The organism is uncultured Martelella sp. (genome assembly GCF_963677965.2).
In the GTDB taxonomy this organism is placed as follows: Bacteria; Pseudomonadota; Alphaproteobacteria; order Rhizobiales; family Rhizobiaceae; genus Martelella; species Martelella mangrovi.
In genome coordinates this window covers 639,295-656,511 of sequence record NZ_CAXXFM010000001.1, presented here as the reverse complement: position 1 = coordinate 656,511, position 17,217 = coordinate 639,295, and the positions used below count along the sequence as shown (strand labels likewise).

The following is a 17,217-nucleotide window of genomic DNA, read 5'->3' as shown; positions in this document are numbered from 1 at the left end:
ACTGAACGTGAAGGTTGGCTATGTTGGGCTTGGCACGATGGGCGGCGCACTTGCCCGCTGGCTGGTTGAGGATTTCGAACTTCAGGTTTTTGATCTGAGCGCGAAAAGCGTTGCGGCAATGGTGGAAAAGGGGGCGGTCGCAGCCGCCTCGCTTGCCGATATGGCCCGTGATTGCGAGGTTGTTGTGCTGTGCCTGCCGCGCAGCGCCAATGTGCATCAGGCGCTGTTCGGCCCGGGCGGTCTGGCGGAAGGACTGACAGCGGGCAAGATCATTGTCGACCAGACCAGCGGACTGCCATCGGAAACCCGCACGATGGCAAATGCGCTTGAGAAAAACGGCGTTTACATGGTCGATGCGCCGGTCGCCGGCGGAGTGCCCTCGGCGCTTGCCCGAAAGATCACCATCATGGCGTCGGGGCCGGATGCCGCGTTTGAAAAGACCATGCCGGTGCTGGAAGCGATCAGCCCGAAGGTCATCCGTTGCAGCGAAAGGGTCGGCGATGGGCAGGCGGTGAAACTGGTCAACAATGCCATCAATGCGGGCTACCGGGTCGCCACGCTGGAACTGGCGGCATTTGCACTCAAGGCCGGGATTTCCCTTGATCTTTTCGCAGAGGCGCTGAACAGCGGGCCGGGCGCCAGCTTTTCCTCCAAAGTGCTTCTGCCTGCCGTCATCGAAAACCGGTCCTCGACCGATTTCGCTCTGGCCCTGATGCTCAAGGACATCAATCAGGCGCTGGCGCTGGCCGACGAGACCGGTGTTCCAATGCCCATCGGTCAGCTTGCCCGCGTGGCAATGCAGATCGGCGTCAACACGCTCGGGCCGGATGCGCGGCTGGATGATGTCGTTCCGCTGATCGGCTCGTTTTCGGGCGTCGATTTTTCGTTCATGCCTGCGGATGCTGAAATGACAGCGGAAAAGGCCCGGCTTCTGACGCAAATCGGCAATGCCGTAGCGCTCTGCAATATGGTGGTCGTTCTGGAAAACGTGGCGATGGGAGCCCGGTTCGGGCTCGATATCCCTGTGCTTTTCGATGTCGTCAATGCCGGCTCCGGCTGGAGCGCGGAGGCGGAGCGCCTTCTGCAGGTTCTGACGTCGCAGACCGCCACAGGCAGTGGCAGCCTCCGGGACGCTCTGGCCGATCTCGATACCGTCTCGCGGCAGGGCGTTGCACTGGGCGTGCCGCTGATCGTTCTCAACGAAGTGCGGGCAATACTCCGGGCCTGGCAGAACGAGGCCGGTGCGGGTGCATCCCTGGACACGCTCACAGCGGCCTGCGAAAGGGCGGCAGACGTGCGGTTGCGTCCGTTGCAGGTTGCGGTCTGACCCCCGTGGGTGGCATGGGCTTTGCGAATTCTATTCCGAAAGCAAGCGGCAATGAAGAGAGGCCAAAAGAATGCAGCCTTCCGGCAGTGAACGTCCCTTGGACTGGATGCGACGGTCGACCATTGAAGGGTTTGCGGCGCTGGTCGTGGGCGCGGGCAGCGGCATGGGCGAGGCCTGCGCGCGCGTTTTCGCGGCCAATGGCGGACGTGTCATCGTCGCCGACATGAACGCCGAAAGTGCCGAGCGCGTTGCCGCCGATATTCGTGCGTCAGGCGGCGAGGCAAAGGCCGGCCGGCTCGATGTTTCCAGCGTCGATGATATCGAGGCCGGGGTCAGGGCCGTGCTCGACGCCTATGGGCGGCTCGATGTGCTGATCAATGTCGCCGTGAAGGTCGCGTCTGTTTTTCTCGAGGACGCGGACTACGACGATTGGGAAAAGGCCTTTCATGTCAATGTGACATCGGCGCTGAAGCTTGCCCGCGCCTGCCTGCCACATCTGCGCAAAAGCCCGTCGCCGGCAATCGTCTTTGCCGGGTCTCTGGCCGGCGTCAACGGTTACGCCCGTTCCGGTTCCTACGGGCCGAGCAAGGGCGCACTGATCACGCTGGCGCGGCAGATGGCGCTGGAATGGGCACCGGACAATATCCGCGTCAATGTCGTCATTCCCGGCACGATCATGACACCGGCGATGACCCGCGACCTCAGCGCCGAGGCCATTGAAACCCGCAAGCAGCAGATACCGCTCGGGCGGCTTTCCGAGCCGGGTGAACAGGCCGATGCGGCTGTCTTTCTGGCGTCCCCCGCCGCCTCGTTCATCACGGGGCAGGTGCTTGTGGTTGATGGTGGATTTTCGCAGGCGCTTTATCCGCAGCCGATGGGAATGCGCGAAACCATGCGCGACTACGCGATGCGCAAACACACGTAAAACAAACAGATGGAGCCTTCGGCCAAGAGGAGAAACCGGGGGCTTTGATGGAGGAGAAGACATGAGTGGAATGCTGGACGGAAAAGTCGTTCTGGTCACGGGCGCTGCCGGCGGTATCGGGCGGGCATCTGCCCTGCTGTTTGCAAAAGAAGGCGCGAAGGTGGTTGCCGCCGATGTCCGTGCCGAGGGCGTTGACGAAACCGTGGAGATCGTGAAGGCCGAAGGCGGCGAAGCGACCGGCGCGGTTGCCGACCTTACCCGTAGCGCCGATATCGACGCGATGATCGCCAAAGCCGTTGAAACCTATGGCCGGCTCGACGGTGCCTTCAACAATGCCGGCATCACCGGCGGCCAGGTTGGCCAGGGCGGCAAACCCACCGCGGACTGGGATGAGGAGGCGTTTGACCGCATCATCGGCGTCAACCTCAAGGGAACCTGGCTGTGCATGCGCGCCGAAATCCGGCAGTTTCAGGCGCAGGGCGGCGTCGGCGCGATCGTCAACACCGCCTCGCTTGCGGGTGTGACCGGGTTTCTGACCACCTCGGGATATACGGCAAGCAAGCACGCCGTCGTGGGCATGACCAAGACCGCCGCTCTGGAATATGCGCCGGACATTCGTTTCAATGCGCTCTGCCCCGGCTACGTCAATACCGACATGCTGAAGGACACCATGGCGCGCCGGTCCGATAAGGTTTTGTCGCGCATTCCGTTCGGGCGTCTGGCCGAAGCGAAAGAACTGGCGGAAATGGCCTGCTGGCTTCTGTCCGAACGCGGCTCCTATGCCACCGGGCAGACCTTCGTCGTCGACGGCGGCTACATGGCCGGCTGAAAGGCCGGTCGCAAGGGAGGGGAACCGATGCCTCATATTTCCGTAAAAATGCTCGCCGGGCGGTCCGATGTGGAGAAGAAACGCCTGTCCGAGGCGCTGACACTGGCCGTGATCAACACGCTCGGCGCATCGGAAAAATCCGTCTCTGTGTCGGTGGACGATATCGATCCGGCAGAATGGACCGAGAAGATCTACAAGACCGAAATCATGGGGCACCCGCAGAGCCTTATCAAGAAGCCGGGTTACCAACCCTTTTGAGGAGGAGACATGAACAAGCGTCTCGAGGGCCGTGACGAGCCGATCCTGGAACCGGATCTGCCGATCATCGATGCCCATCACCATCTCTTCGACAAGCCGGCAATGCGCTATATGCTCGAGGAATATCTGGCCGACGTGAATGCGGGCCATCGCATTGTCGCGTCCGTTTATGTGGAGGCTTCGGCTTTCCATCGCGTTGACGGGCCGGAAGCCTTGCGGCCGCTTGGCGAGATCGAGTTTGCCAATGGCATTGGCGCCATGTGCGCCAGCGGAGCCTATGGCAAGCAGCGGCTTTGCGCGGCGATTGTCGGTTATGCGGATCTCAGGATGGGCGACGATGTCGGCTGGCTGCTGGATCGCGCGCAGGCCGCAGCCCCCGAGCGCTTTCGCGGTGTGCGGCAGATCACCATGGAGCATCCGAGCGACCTGCCGTTTAAATATTTCTTCACCGGCCGCCCGCCGGAAGGCGTGTTCAGCCATCCGAAATTTCGCGATGGCGTGCGCCAGCTTGCCAGGCGCGGCCTGACCTATGATGCCACGGGTTTTCACCTGCAATTGCCGGATATCGGCGCGCTTGCGGATGATTTTCCCGACATGCCGGTGATCGTCAACCACATGACGGTGGCGATGGGGCTGGAAATGAACGATGCCGAGCGTGCCGAACTTTTCGCGGCTTGGCGAAGCGCACTCATCGAGGTGGCAAAGCGGCCGAATGTCAGCTGCAAGATTGGCGGTCTCGGCATGCCGATCTGGGGCTTCGGGCTGGATGAACAGGAGGGTGAAACGGGCTATCGCACGCTTGCGGACACATGGCGGCCCTTCGTTGAAACGGCCATAGAAGCCTTCGGGCCGGATCGCTGCATGATGGAAAGCAACTATCCGCCGGACAGTCGCTCATGCGGCTATGTCCCGCTGTGGAACGCGCTGAAACATATCGTTTCATCGGCAAGCGCGGATGAGAAGGCCGACCTGTTCTATAACACGGCGGCCCGCGTCTATCGGATGGACCCGCCTCCGCTGGATGGCTGAGGCAGGCCACGGATTTGCCCGTCAGGAGAGTTCCTCAAGCTTCTTGTAAAGATAGGAGCGTGAAATGCCGAGCTGTTCGGCAACCTTCTTCTTGTTGCCCTTGTAGCGGATAAGGGCATCGTTGATCAGCTGGTTTTCGAGGTTTTCGAGGCTTTCCTTCAGGTTGCCGCCGGTCCGGATCGCTTCGAAACCGCCGGCCGTCTGGACCGGAACCCGCTCGCCGCCCGATGCCGCGTTCTTGCGGAAATCATCGACGCTCAGACGCCCGCTCTCGCAGAAAACAAAAACCTTTTCGATTTCATGCTGCAACTGCCGGATATTGCCCGGCCATTGCTGCTCCATCAGGAATTCGTGGACTTCCATGTCCACTTCCGGCACCGGCTTTCCATATTGCCGGGAGAAATTCTCGACGAAGTGGGCGACCAGCATGGGAATATCTTCCACGCGCTCTCGAAGCGGCGGCAGAGTGATGGAAACCGGGCTGATGCGGTAATAAAGGTCAAGGCGGAACTTGCCCTGATCGACAAGCTGCTCGAGATCGTGATTGGTGGCGCTGCACAGGCGGAAGTCCACCATTTTCGGCTTGTCGCCGCCGATCCGCTCGACGATCCGGTCCTGCAATACGCGCAGAAGCTTGGTCTGGACATCGAGCTGCATGTCGCCGATTTCGTCGAGGAACATCGTGCCCTTGTCGGCCAGTTCGAACTTGCCGGCCCGCCCCTTTTTGTCCGCGCCTGTGAACGAACCTGCCTCGTAACCAAAGAGCTCGCTTTCAACCAGCGTTTCGGGAAGTGCCGCGGCATTGACGGTGACCAGCCGCGCGTCCTGTCGCGAACTCATCATGTGCAGCGCGCGGGCGACCAGTTCCTTGCCGGTGCCGCTTTCGCCCTGAATAAGGACGGGAATGTCGAGCGGGGCGATCTTGCGGATCTGCTGGCGCACCGACTGGACCGCCAGGCTCTGGCCGATGATGGCGTCGAGATATTCCTCGCCGCGGCCGGAACGCTGGGATTCCTGTTTGTAGGTGGCGATTTCCTTTTCCAGGATATTGATCCGCTTGGCCAGCGCTTCCACCTGTTGCGGCCCCTTGAACATGATCCGGCCAATGGCGCCGACGATCTCGCCTTCATGCAGAATGGGATGGCGGGAAACCACCCGTTCGCGCCCCTTCATCTTGTGGATCTGCCCGACCTCGGCGACCCCGGAGCGGACCACTTCCGGCAGGCGCGAGTTTTCGATGACGGCACTGACCGGCTGGCCCGCCGCTTCGCCATCCTTGAAGCCAAAGAATTTTTCGTGGACCGGAGAGATGAAGGCAAGGTTTTCATCCTTGCCGACGATCGCCATGGCGTCATAGGGGTCGGTCAGCACGTGATGCAGAATGTCATAGGCAAAATCGACGCTGATCAAGAAACTCAAGACCGTATCGGTCGGCACATCCGAGAACAGGAAAATCTTTCCATCGTCGAGGTCGACGGTCAGCGCAACAAGTCCGGCATCGTTGAACCGCAGCGGCATCATGCGCCGCTGTGCCGCTTCCCGCACCCAGACCTCATCGGTCACGAGCGTTTTGACGCGCGGATCATTGCCTCTGCCGGCGCTTGTCACAATGCGTCCGTCACCATTGGTCACGACGAATCCGCAGATGCCGCCAGCCTTTTTGCTGTCGTTCATTTCAGTATTTCCTCCCATGTGATGCTGCGGTTTCTGTTCTCGCCGCGAACACCTCCTGCTTGATTGTGATCAATTGGAGGACAGGCTGTCAATGACAATTCAGCCGAAAATGCCCGGTATGGAGGTCTCTTTCGGCTTACGCAGGGCTGTGATCTGTCAATTTTCAAGCTGGCACGATCCTTGCAGTGTTATTTCCGGCAGCTGCGTTTCGCACTGCCGGAAAGCCATTCGTCCGGACACGGGAGAGTCCGGGAGAACGTGCTGTAGGGAGGTTATATGAATATCGCTCTGAACATTTCTGCGCGGCAGGCGCAGTCGCTCGCCATGACGGCGGAAGTCATCCAGTCAATCAAGCTTTTGCAGTGCAGCCATGAAGAGTTGTGGTCCTATCTGCGCGAGCAGGCGGAACGCAATCCGCTTCTGTCGGTCTCCGACCGGAGAACCGCCTCGCCGACGACCGGGCGCGAAGGCGCTTCGCGGGCTGGCGCAACAAGAGACGGCTTGCGGGGCCGTGTTTCCGGCGGAACGGCTGCGCCGAGCGGTGAAAAGCCGGATGTCGGGGCCTATGTTCCGGCGCGACAGACGCTTCAGGACCATCTGCTTGGCCAGATGGGCCCGGCGTTTTCCGATCCGGCTGACCGGATGATCGCCGTCGAGATCATCGGCTCGCTTGACGATGACGGCTATCTCCGCCGCCGTCTGGATCTGATCGCCGATGCGCTCGGAACCCCGGTCGAGCGGACAGAGGTTGTTTTGCAAGAAATCCGGAAGATGGACCCTGCCGGTGTTGGCGCCCGCGATCTTGCCGAATGCCTTGCCGCCCAGCTTGCCGAAAGGGACATGCTTTCCGAACCCATGGCGCATCTCCTTGAAAACCTGCCTGCTCTGGCGGCGTTCGATTATGCCCGGCTGGTGACGGTTTGCGGTGTCGACAGGGACGAGATCCTGGCAATGGCGGAGACGCTGCGCCAGCTCGATCCGCGACCGGGCAGCCGTTTCGATGCCGATCCTGTGCTGCCCGCCTTGCCGGATGTCAGCGTGCGAATCCTGCAGGATGGCACCACGGTCACCGAACTGAACACGGCGCTTTTGCCGCGGGTTCTGGTGGACCGTCAATATTACAGCGAAGTCCGGGCGGGATGCCGCAAGACGGAGGATACGCGCTTTGTGACCGATTGCATGCGGGATGCGAACTGGCTGGTGAAGAATGTCGATCTGAGGGCCAAGACCATTTTGAAAGTGGTCACCGAAGTCGCCGCCCGGCAGAAGGATTTCCTTCTTCACGGCGTCGAATATCTCAAGCCGCTCAATCTGAAGGATGTCGCCGATGCCGTCGGCATTCACCAGTCCACCGTTTGCCGGGCGATTGCCAACAAGTTCGTGATGACCGATCGCGGCATGTTCGAACTGAAATATTTCTTCTCCAACGCGATCCCCTCGACCGGGGAAGGCGACGGGCACGCGCCCGAAACCGTGCGTCAGATAATCCGGCAGATGATCGGCGAGGAAAGCGCCGATACCGTGCTTTCCGACGACGCACTTGTGAAAGCGTTGAAGACAAAAGGCATCGACATTGCCCGCCGCACGGTTGCGAAATACCGGGAAGGCATGAATATCCCGTCCTCCCTGCATCGCCGCCGCAGGCTTTCGGCAACCCAGGCGACCCGCACGGACAAGCAGGACAAGGTGAGGCAAGGGGCCGTCGAGGCGGCCTGAGCGCTGGTTCCGGCTTTGGCCGACATAAGGGGCTTGCTTCATCGGAACGTGCGGTGAGCGCATCGCCCATCGGTTTGCTGACAGACCTATCCTTTTACCGACGTCATCCTCGGGGGGGGCGTATCCTGGGCGCGGACGATCGCCAATCAACTCTGGCTCTGCGACTGGCTCTGGCCGGCCACCTTGAGCTTTACCGCGAGGCTTTCCTTGCCGCCGCCGATGGTCATGCCGGAGACGGGGGCGGCGTCGGTGTAGTCGAGGCCGCAGGCGACGCGGACGTAGCGCTCGTCCGGGCAGACCTTGTTGGCGGCGTCGAAGCCGACCCAGCCGAGACCTTCCAGATAACATTCCGCCCAGGCATGGCTTGCCGTCTGGTTTTCCGTGTCGGGCATGTAGAGATAGCCGGAGACGTAGCGGGCGGGCACCTTCATCTTGCGCGCTGCGGCAATGACGATGTGGGCGTAATCCTGACAGACGCCGGATTTTGCTTCCAGCGCTTCGCCGGCCGTTGTCGCCACGCTGGTGACGCCGGGTTTGAAGGTCATGGTCTTGTGTAGCCGCTCCATCAGGTTGTGGAGTTTCGCAAGATCGGAATCGCCCTCCAGCGTGCCGACCAGCGTCTCGATGGCCTTGTCGGCCGCGGTCAACGGCGTCTGGCGCAGGAACAGCCAGAGCGGAATGTCCGGGGAGGCCGGGCCGAAAATGCCGTCGGTATCGCGGGTTTCCACCGTACCGGCGGCGATCAGCCGCACGGACGGGTGCTCGCCTTCGACGGAGACGAGACGGACATGGTTTTCGTACTGGTCGATATAGGAGACTTCGCTCTTGGCGCCTTCGATGGAGACGGTCCAGTCGCGGATTTTCTGACCGGCACTGTCGACCGGCGTCAGCCTGAGCCGCTGCAGCGAGAACTGAACAGGCGTCTCGTAACTGTATTCAGTCACATGGTTGATGTTCAAAAGCATCGCGTTTGTCCCTCTTCACGCTTTTCCGCATCATGCGTAGAAGCGATACCCCTCGCTGATTTGCTGGCTGAGCTTGTTGTTGCGGCTGACGAAGTCCTCGAGGAACTGATGCAGGCCGTTATCCATGATCGTCTTGATTTTCTGGCTGCGCAGAATGTTGCGGATGGCATGGGCGGTTTCATGCGCCTCCAGCCGTTCACCGTAATCGGCCGCCAGATAATCGAGGTTGAGCACGATCTTCTCATAGGAATAGGCGAGCGAGCGCGGAAGCTGCACGTCGAGGATCAGGAATTCGGCAATCTGGCTCGGCCGGTATTCGCCATTATGCACCCAGCCATAGGCGCGGTGGGCGGACACCGAGCGCAGGATCGATTCCCACTGCAGATTGTCGAGCGAGGTGCCGACATGGTGCACCGAGGGCAGCAGGACGTAATATTTCACGTCGAGAATGCGGCTGGTATTGTCCGCCCGCTCGATGAAAGTGCCGATATGGGCGAAATTGTAGATTTCGTTGCGGAGCATCGAGCCGTGGAACGTGCCGCGGATCAGCGCCGTGCGGTGCTTGATGACGTCGATGACCTTGGGCAGGTCGGAAGGTTTCAGCTTGGCGGCGAGCATGCCGCGCGCCTCGATCCAGCATTCATTGGTCGCTTCCCAGGTTTCGCGCGTCAGCGCGGTGCGCACCAGCCGGGCATTGTTGCGCCCGGATTCCAGACAGGACATCACGCTGGACGGGTTGCGGCGATCGCGCAGCAGAAAGTCGATGGCGTTGTCGGCCGTCAGCTTGTCGTGCACCTCGAAATAGGCTTCCTGCACGCCCGCGCTTTGCAGCACGCCGTCCCAGTCGTCGGCGCCGCTGGAGCGCGTCAGCGCCACGCGCTGGCCGGCATCGATGAGGCGGGCGATGTTTTCGGCGCGCTCGATATAGCGGAACATCCAGTAGAGGCCGTTTGCGGTTTTTCCAAGCATCATCAGTCCTCCAGCACCCAGGTGTCCTTGGTTCCGCCGCCCTGACTGGAATTGACCACCAGCGAGCCTTCCTTCAGCGCCACGCGGGTCAGCCCGCCGGGCATGATCCGCACGCGGTCGGAGACCAGAACATAGGGCCGAAGGTCGACATGGCGGGGCGCGATGCCCTTCTTGACGAGGATCGGCACGGTGGAGAGCGAAAGCGTGGGCTGGGCGATATAATTGGCCGGACGGGCGCGGAGCTTGGCGGTGAAATCCTCCAGCTCCTTCTTGCTGGCCGCCGGGCCGACCAGCATGCCGTAGCCACCCGAGCCGTGCACTTCCTTGACCACCAGATCGGCAATATTGTCGAGCACATAGGCTAGGCTCTCCGGCTCCGAACAGCGCCATGTCGGCACGTTTTCCAGAAGCGGCTTCTGGCCGGTGTAGAACTGGACGATCTCCGGCATGTAGGAATAGATCGCCTTGTCGTCGGCAATGCCGGTGCCGGGCGCATTGGCGATGGTGACATGGCCGGCGCGGTAGACATCCATGATGCCGGGAACGCCAAGGGCGGAATCCGGACGGAAGGTCAGCGGGTCGAGGAAATCATCGTCAACTCGGCGGTAGATCACGTCGATCGCCTCATAACCGCGCGTGGTACGCATCTTCACCTTGCCGTCGATCACCCGCAGGTCCTGGCCTTCGACCAGTTCCACGCCCATCATGTCGGCCAGGAAAGAATGTTCGTAATAGGCGGAATTGTAGATGCCCGGCGTCAGCACGCCGACGCGGGGCCTTGTGCCGGAAAAACCGGGCGGCGCCAGCGTTGCAAGGCTCTGGCGCAGAAGCTGCGGATAGTCTTCCACCCGGCGCACGCGGTTCTTGTAAAACAGTTCGGGAAACATCTGCATCATGGTTTCCCGGTTTTCCAGCATGTAGCTGACACCCGAAGGCGTGCGGGCATTGTCTTCCAGCACATAGAACTGGTCTTCGCCGGTGCGCACGATATCGGTGCCGACGATATGGGTATAGACGCCGCCGGGCGGCTCGAAGCCGATCATCTGCGGTAGGAAGGCGTCGTTTTCCTCGATCAGGCGGCGGGGAACCCTCCCGGCCTTGATGATTTCCTGCTTGTGGTAGATGTCGCGGAGAAAGGCATTGAGCGCGATCACGCGCTGCTCGATCCCGGCTGCAAGCTTGCGCCATTCCTTGCCGGCGATGATGCGCGGGACGATGTCGAAGGGGATAAGTTTTTCCGAACTGTCGGCATGGCCGTAGACGGCGAAGGTGATGCCGGTCTTGCGGAAGATATTCTCGGCGTCGCGTGATTTCGCGATCAGGGATGCCGGATTCTGCTGGCTGTACCAGTCATGATAGTCTTTGTAAGGCTCGCGCGGCTGGTTGTCCGCGGTCATCATTTCATCGAATGGCAAAGCGTTCATCCCCCGATTGTTATTCTCGCATATCAATACAACATCATCAGCAATGCAAGGACCGTGCCTTCCTGCAGATGTTGCTATTCGCGTGGCATTATTAAATTAACGCGCTGAAAATCGGGCAGTTCCCATCATGAGGCGCTGAATAAATGGGCAAAAGCATTTTCGGGTATGCAAAGCGCCTGAAGGCTGCAAGTTCGGGCGGGCTGTTGCTGGCACTCTAAAGTGATCGTAATGGTGATGGGATATCTTGTATGATAAGTGATTGAATCAATCCTGCGGAATGTTATTCTCGCCTTCCATTTTGTCATGGGAGGAAAAAATGAAATCACGAACCCGTATCGTCACGGCCATTGCGGCGCTCTTTCTGACGTCCGCTTCGGCTTCCGCCATTGCGGCGGATGCACCCTTCACGGTCGAACCCGGTCTGATCGACACGGCCAATGAGGGACACGCTCGGTCTTGAGACGCCGCCGGGCGTTGAAACCGTCACGGTTTTTGCGCCGGGCGCCGACGACTGGCAATTCGTCAACGGCATTGTGCTCACCGCATTCAAGGGCAAGCTCTACGCCCAGTGGCAGAGTTCGAAGAAGGATGAGGACGCGACCGAGACCGTGGTGGTCTATGCCGTCAGCGAGGACGGCGAGAGCTGGAGCAAGCCTGTGGCGCTGACCGCTCCGTGGAACGGGGGATATCACAGCAATGGCGGCTGGCTGACGGATGGCGAAACGCTGGTAGCGTTTTTGAACACCTGGCCGGACACGGTCAGCCCGCGCGGCGGTCACGTTGAATACAGGACCAGCAAGGATGGCGAGACCTGGAGCAAGGCGCGGCCGGTGCTGATGGCCGACGGTTCGCCGCTCATGGGTATTTTCGAACAGGACCCGCACGCCCATTCGTCCGGCCGCATCATCAATGCCGCCCATATGCAGCCGGGCCTCACCGGCAAGCCGATCTATACGGACGACCCGCTGGGCATTTCCGGCTGGCATGTCGGCGAAATGGAAAACCTGCCGCATGAGGGCGACATTACCCGCGAGCTGGAGCCGAGCTGGTATGAACGCGCCGACGGTGCCGCGGTGATGGTGTTTCGCGATCAGGGCGGATCGTTTGTGAAGCTTGCTGCCGAAAGCACGGATGGCGGCGGAACCTGGACCAAACCGGTGGAAACGGAAATGCCCGACGCCCGCACCAAGCAGGCTGCCGGCAACCTGCCGGACGGAACGGCCTATATGGCGGGCAGCCCGACAGGGCATAAGGGCCGTTTCCCGCTTGCCGTCGTTACGTCGAAAGACGGCGCACATTTTGACGCGGCCTTTCTGCTGCGCTCAACCGGCGACATGCAGGAACAGCGCGGCGAGGGGCGGGCCAAACGCCCGGGCTATCACTACACCAAGAGCCTTGTGTGGAACGACCGGCTCTGCGTCAGCTATGCCACCAACAAGGAAGACGTCGACATCACCTGCGTTCCGCTTTCCGCCATTTCCCGCAACGGCGAGTAGGTATCCAGAGCTGTTTGGCGGGGCATTGCCGCGCGCTGCTTCAAAGGTGTGCGCCGTGTTGCCCTGGACCCCGGAACAAGTCCGGGGTGACGGAAGGCGGGAACAAAACGCCACAGGCGCTTACGGGCGCCGTCAACAAAAAAGCCCCGCCGGCATTTCGGCGGGGCTTGCATATTCTGTCTTGTCCTGAAAATCAGGCGCTCTGGCGACGGTCGTTCTGGCGGTTGCGCTGGCGGCGCGGGCGTGATTTTGCCGGGCCGTTACGGTGGGCGCCATCGCGGGCGTCACCGGCATGGCGCTGGCCGCCATTGTTGCCGGAGGGCCGTGCACGACGGGCGGGCTTGCCGGACGGATTGCCGCGGCCACGGCCACCGCGCCCGCGGGCAGGGCGGTCGGCGTGTGCATGAGGTTCACCGGAGGCAACGGCAATGTCGATGCCGGTCAACCGCTGGATATCGCGCAGGAGGCCCGATTCTTCCGGCGTGCAGAAGGCAATGGCCTTGCCGTCATTGCCGGCACGCGCGGTGCGGCCGATACGGTGGACATAGGCATCCGCCACTTCCGGCAGGTCGTAATTGTAGACATGGGTGACGCCGGGAACGTCGATGCCGCGCGCGGCGACATCCGTTGCCACCAGCACGTTGATCGAGCCGTCCTTGAATGCCTTCAACGCGCGCTCGCGCTGGCCCTGGCTCTTGTTGCCGTGGATCGAGGCGGTGGCAAAACCGCGGCTGTCGAGATGCTTCATCAGCTTTTCCGCGCCATGCTTGGTGCGCAGGAAAACGATCGCGCGGCCTTCCGGATGGCTGGTCAGCTCCTGACGCAGGAGTTCGACCTTTTCGGCCTTGCCGGCGACGAAGTGGACAGCCTGATCAATCTTGTCGGCCGTCTTGCCGGGCGGCGAAACCTCGACCCGTTCCGGGTTGGAGAGGAAGCTTCTGGAAAGATCGGCGATCGATTTCGGCATGGTCGCCGAAAACAGCATGGTCTGGCGCTGGTCGGGCACCAGGGCCGCGATCTTCTTCAGGTCATGGATGAAGCCGAGGTCCAGCATCTGGTCGGCCTCGTCAAGCACCAGAAAGCGGACCGCGTCGAGCCTGAGCGCGCGGCGATCCAGAAGGTCGAGCAGGCGGCCGGGAGTGGCAACCAGAATGTCGGTGCCGCTGGAAAGCTGATGCTGCTGGCGATTGATGGATGCACCACCGACAACGATGTTGACCTTCAGCGGCGTCTTGCGCGCGAAGATGCGCAGGTTCTCGGCAATCTGGTTCACCAGTTCGCGGGTCGGGGCCAGGATCAGGGTCTTCACGGTCTTCGGATCGGGCTTTTTGCCGTTTTGCAGCAGCATGTCGATGATCGGAAGGCCAAAGGCCGCCGTCTTGCCGGTGCCGGTCTGGGCAAGGCCCATCACGTCACGGCCTTCAAGCACCAGCGGGATCGCCTTTTCCTGGATCGGGGTCGGCGTTTCATAGCCTTCCGCGCCAATGCGGGAAACGATCTGGGCGGAGAGGCCGAGTGCGGAAAAATCTGTCAAATCAAGTGCGCCTTTCAAGGCATACCAAAATGTCACCTGAGCTTGACCGTCATGGTCCAAGCCGGTGTTTTCGGTTTCAAGAACCCCGCGTGAAGTGGGAACTTATGGGTGGAAAATGCCTTCCGCGCGCCGGGTGGGAGCCCGGTCTTTCATCAAGCGCTTGACCTGACCTTGCCGGAACCGCTCGGGTTCTTCAGTGGCGGGCATGCTCACGCGGCATGCGAACAGGTGGAAAGCCTGAGCGCTACATGAGGCTCGGGCTTGCAAAAGTCAAGCCGCAAGTTGGTTTTGCCCTAAATCAGGGCGTTTGCGGCCTGTATCCGCAAAGCATCTCCCGCTTTCCCGCAAAACCCGGCCGGCGGCCGACGGAAAAGCCTGCGGCTTGAAGGTTCCGGCGCACAAAGCCCGCCGCCGTATAGGTGCCGAACGTGCCGCCCGGACGGGTATGGTCGAACACGGCCTGCATCAGTTCTGTCGACCACATTTCCGGATTGCGCGAAGGGGCAAAGCCATCGAGAAACCATGCGTCGAACTGCTCATGCGTTGAACGGAGCGCCGTCAGTGCATCATCACAGCGAACGATCAATCGTGTCTGCCGGTCGATATCGATCGTGATCGCGCTGTGCGGTGCATCGGGCCAGCAAGAAACAAGCGCGTCGCGTTCATCGGCAATCTCCGGCCAGCGTGACAGCGCGCGGGCAATCTCGTCCGCTTTCATCGGAAAACGCTCGAAGGAGGTAAAGCTCAGATGCGCGTCCGGCCTGCGCAGCGTTTTCCACTGGCGCCAGGTCTCGCAGAAATTGAGCCCCGTCCCGAAGCCAAGCTCGCCGATTGAAAAGGAACCGCCCGCATGCCAGCGCTCGGGCAGGCAGTTGGCGGCGATGAACACATGGCCGCATTCGGCGCGTCCGTCTGCCTTTGAATAGAAATGATCCTGAAAGGCCGGCGAAAACGGCATGTCGTTTTCGTGCCAGACAAGCGCATTCGCGCCGGTTTCGCTTGCATCAGCTTCGTGTTTGTGGTCCGCATCGCCCATGATGAATGGCGATAATGCGAATAACACCTCCCGTCAAACCGGGATGGCCGATCTTGTGATCATCGGCGGCGGGATCATGGGGCTGTGGGCGGCCTATCACGCCGAAAAGGCGGGGATCGATACGCTTCTGATCGACCGCGCGGTCCCCGGCGGCGGCACCAGCAACGGGCTTCTCGGCGCGCTGATGGCCTATATGCCGGACCAGTGGGACGAAAAGAAACAGTTTCAGTTCGAGGCGCTCGTGGCGCTGGAACAGCAGATCGGAATGCTGGAAGCCGAAACCGGTATTGCCACGGGCTATCGCCGTGCAGGCCGGATCATGCCGCTTTACAATGATCGGCAGGTCAAGACCGCCCGTCTGCGCGAAGACGCGGCGGCGCAGAACTGGCGGATCGGCGAGCGCAGCTTTGACTGGACCGTGGTCGAAACGCCGCCTTTGCCGGGCTGGCGCGGAAAAGACGAAAACGCGATCGCCTATGTTCACGAGACCCTTGCCGCACATGTGTTTCCGCGTGGCGTGGTTGCCGCGCTGACAGCCTTTCTCCGCGCTGCCCGCCATGTGCGGATCATGCAGGCAAGCGTTGCCGGTATTGATGTGTCAGCCCGTCGCCTCAGGCTTGCCGATGGACAGGGTGTCGGTTTCGGAAAGGTCATCGTTTCAGCCGGCGTCGAGGCCTTCTCGTTGTTGCAGCCCCTGTGGGCGCCGGAAGGGCAGCCGCTCGGCCGCCCGGTCAAGGGGCAGGCGGCGTTGCTGCAGGCCGATTGCGATCCGGCGCTCCCCATCATGTTCGACAACGGCCTTTACGTGATTGCCCATGAGGGCGGCAGGGTCGCCGTCGGCTCCACATCCGAGGATGAATTCGATGATGCCTTTGCCACCGATGACAGGCTGGAAACGCTGATTGCCGCCGCCCGTGCAGCCATTCCGGCCCTGAGGGATGCGCCGGTGATCGAGCGCTGGGCCGGGCTTCGTCCACGCGGCGTCCATCGCGAGCCGATGATCGGCGCGATTGAAGGCGTGCCGGATGTGGTCGCGCTTGGCGGCGGGTTCAAAACGAGTTTCGCTATCGCCGGCCGGCTGGCCGCACATGCCATTGCGCTTGTCAGCGATAACACGCCGGCGCTGCAGGAATTGCCGGCCATTTATAACCCCGGAATCTACTTGCAGAGAGCCAATAGAAAGACAAAATAATTCAGTAAAGGCAGTGGTTTCGTCGTATCAGTGTCATCACGGTCGCGTATTGCAAGGCATGTTCATCCGCCCTTATGCGTGCCGCAATGTCATCAGACCAGCAACGATATGCCATCAGTTTTACGCCCGCGCCGCATGAAGCGCTCGGCATTGTCGGGGCCAGCTGGGTCGGCCGCAATGCGTTTTCGGGCGCGTCGATCGAGCCGCCGATGATTGGCGGACTGTCACTGGCGGAAACCTCCTTTCATACGGCCCTGCCGCGCCGCTACGGGTTTCAGGGCATGCTGAAATCGCCGTTTTATCTCGCTGACGGCATGAGCGAGGCGATGCTGCTCAATGCGCTGATGCGCTTTGCCACAGGCTGGCAGCCATTCTGGTTGCCACGTCTGAAGGTCGTGCAGCGGGGCGGCATCCTGGCCTTTGCGCCGGCTGTCGCCGTGCCCGAACTCGATGAACTGGCAGCCGCCGTGGTCTGCGAACTCGACCCCTTCCGCGCGCCCTTGAGCGAGGCGGAACTGGAGCGGCGCGATACCGGCCTGCTGTCGCCGGTACAATTTACCAATCTGCACCGCTGGGGCGAGCCGGATGTCATGTCCGCGTTTTCGTTTCACATACCGCTGACCGGCCCGCTTGATGCGCGCGAGATGGCGCGGATGGAGCGTGCGGTTTCGGAATTTTTCGGGCCGATCCTGCAGGAACCGGTGGAATTTGAAAACATCGCGCTCTTCGTTGAGGAAGAGCCCGGCGCGCCGTTCTGTGTCCACTCACTTCACCCCATGGGCGCGCTGCCTGCCCGTAAGATTGCCTGATCGTCCTGATTTCTGTGACCTTTGCACCTTTCCT

16 protein-coding genes are annotated in these 17,217 nt (G+C 61.2%); 10 read left to right on the top strand and 6 right to left on the bottom strand.

The features are described from left to right. Nucleotides 1–7 precede the first annotated feature (7 nt). From ACHZCU_RS03280 to ACHZCU_RS03260, 5 genes are all read left to right on the top strand, one after another. Nucleotides 8–1,327, top strand: a complete 1,320-nt coding sequence (locus ACHZCU_RS03280) for an NAD-binding protein (protein ID WP_319517632.1) — start codon at nt 8–10, stop codon at nt 1,325–1,327. Nucleotides 1,328–1,433: 106 nt separating this feature from the next. Further along, nucleotides 1,434–2,252 (top strand): SDR family oxidoreductase, encoded by an 819-nt coding sequence (locus ACHZCU_RS03275; protein WP_319519733.1) that lies wholly within the window; start codon nt 1,434–1,436, stop codon nt 2,250–2,252. 61 nt (nt 2,253–2,313) lie between these two features. After that, nucleotides 2,314–3,081, top strand: a complete 768-nt coding sequence (locus ACHZCU_RS03270) for a glucose 1-dehydrogenase (protein ID WP_319517631.1) — start codon at nt 2,314–2,316, stop codon at nt 3,079–3,081. Between the two features lie 27 nt (nt 3,082–3,108). Beyond that, nucleotides 3,109–3,339, top strand: a complete 231-nt coding sequence (locus ACHZCU_RS03265) for a tautomerase family protein (RefSeq protein ID WP_319517630.1) — start codon at nt 3,109–3,111, stop codon at nt 3,337–3,339. A gap of 9 nt (nt 3,340–3,348) precedes the next feature. Then, nucleotides 3,349–4,368 carry an amidohydrolase family protein gene (locus ACHZCU_RS03260; RefSeq protein WP_319517629.1) on the top strand — a complete coding sequence of 340 codons (1,020 nt, stop codon included), beginning with the start codon at nt 3,349–3,351 and terminating at the stop codon, nt 4,366–4,368. Between the two features lie 21 nt (nt 4,369–4,389). Here ACHZCU_RS03260 and ACHZCU_RS03255 read toward each other — a convergent pair whose 3' ends face one another. Further along, on the bottom strand, nt 4,390–6,042 hold the full coding sequence (locus ACHZCU_RS03255) for a sigma-54-dependent Fis family transcriptional regulator (protein ID WP_106303762.1): 1,653 nt from the start codon (nt 6,040–6,042) through the stop codon (nt 4,390–4,392). A gap of 276 nt (nt 6,043–6,318) precedes the next feature. Between ACHZCU_RS03255 and rpoN the strand changes: the two genes are divergently transcribed. Then, the gene (rpoN, locus tag ACHZCU_RS03250) at nt 6,319–7,758 is read left to right on the top strand and encodes an RNA polymerase factor sigma-54 (RefSeq protein ID WP_319517628.1); all 1,440 of its coding nucleotides are present in this window, start codon (nt 6,319–6,321) and stop codon (nt 7,756–7,758) included. A gap of 146 nt (nt 7,759–7,904) precedes the next feature. Here the strand turns inward: rpoN and ACHZCU_RS03245 are convergent, their stop codons facing one another. Genes ACHZCU_RS03245 through ACHZCU_RS03235 form a run of 3 tightly spaced genes read right to left on the bottom strand, consistent with a single transcriptional unit; the run spans nt 7,905 to nt 11,116 of the window. Next, complete coding sequence (locus ACHZCU_RS03245) at nt 7,905–8,723, bottom strand: transglutaminase family protein (protein WP_319517627.1); 819 nt, start codon at nt 8,721–8,723, stop codon at nt 7,905–7,907. A 30-nt stretch (nt 8,724–8,753) separates the two neighbouring features. Then, the gene (locus tag ACHZCU_RS03240; RefSeq protein WP_106303189.1) at nt 8,754–9,692 is read right to left on the bottom strand and encodes an alpha-E domain-containing protein; all 939 of its coding nucleotides are present in this window, start codon (nt 9,690–9,692) and stop codon (nt 8,754–8,756) included. 2 nt (nt 9,693–9,694) lie between these two features. Beyond that, nucleotides 9,695–11,116 (bottom strand): circularly permuted type 2 ATP-grasp protein, encoded by a 1,422-nt coding sequence (locus ACHZCU_RS03235; RefSeq protein ID WP_319517626.1) that lies wholly within the window; start codon nt 11,114–11,116, stop codon nt 9,695–9,697. Between the two features lie 316 nt (nt 11,117–11,432). Here ACHZCU_RS03235 and ACHZCU_RS03230 point away from each other — a divergent pair, with 316 nt between their 5' ends. Beyond that, nucleotides 11,433–11,576, top strand: a complete 144-nt coding sequence (locus tag ACHZCU_RS03230; protein WP_319517625.1) for a hypothetical protein — start codon at nt 11,433–11,435, stop codon at nt 11,574–11,576. Continuing rightward, the gene (locus ACHZCU_RS03225) at nt 11,554–12,612 is read left to right on the top strand and encodes a sialidase family protein (RefSeq protein ID WP_319517624.1); all 1,059 of its coding nucleotides are present in this window, start codon (nt 11,554–11,556) and stop codon (nt 12,610–12,612) included. The genes ACHZCU_RS03230 and ACHZCU_RS03225 overlap by 23 nt, the downstream gene beginning before the upstream one ends. A gap of 193 nt (nt 12,613–12,805) precedes the next feature. Here ACHZCU_RS03225 and ACHZCU_RS03220 read toward each other — a convergent pair whose 3' ends face one another. Beyond that, a complete protein-coding gene (locus ACHZCU_RS03220) occupies nt 12,806–14,206 on the bottom strand; it encodes a DEAD/DEAH box helicase (RefSeq protein WP_319517623.1) in 1,401 nt (466 codons plus the stop codon). A gap of 238 nt (nt 14,207–14,444) precedes the next feature. After that, nucleotides 14,445–15,182: a tRNA (5-methylaminomethyl-2-thiouridine)(34)-methyltransferase MnmD gene (gene mnmD / locus ACHZCU_RS03215; RefSeq protein WP_319519732.1), complete on the bottom strand. Its 738-nt coding sequence runs from the start codon at nt 15,180–15,182 to the stop codon at nt 14,445–14,447. A gap of 43 nt (nt 15,183–15,225) precedes the next feature. Between mnmD and ACHZCU_RS03210 the strand changes: the two genes are divergently transcribed. Together ACHZCU_RS03210 and ACHZCU_RS03205 are read left to right on the top strand one after the other, a co-directional pair. After that, nucleotides 15,226–16,374 carry an FAD-binding oxidoreductase gene (locus tag ACHZCU_RS03210; protein WP_319517622.1) on the top strand — a complete coding sequence of 383 codons (1,149 nt, stop codon included), beginning with the start codon at nt 15,226–15,228 and terminating at the stop codon, nt 16,372–16,374. 86 nt (nt 16,375–16,460) lie between these two features. After that, nucleotides 16,461–17,183 (top strand): DUF1045 domain-containing protein, encoded by a 723-nt coding sequence (locus ACHZCU_RS03205; RefSeq protein ID WP_319517621.1) that lies wholly within the window; start codon nt 16,461–16,463, stop codon nt 17,181–17,183. Nucleotides 17,184–17,217 lie beyond the last annotated feature (34 nt).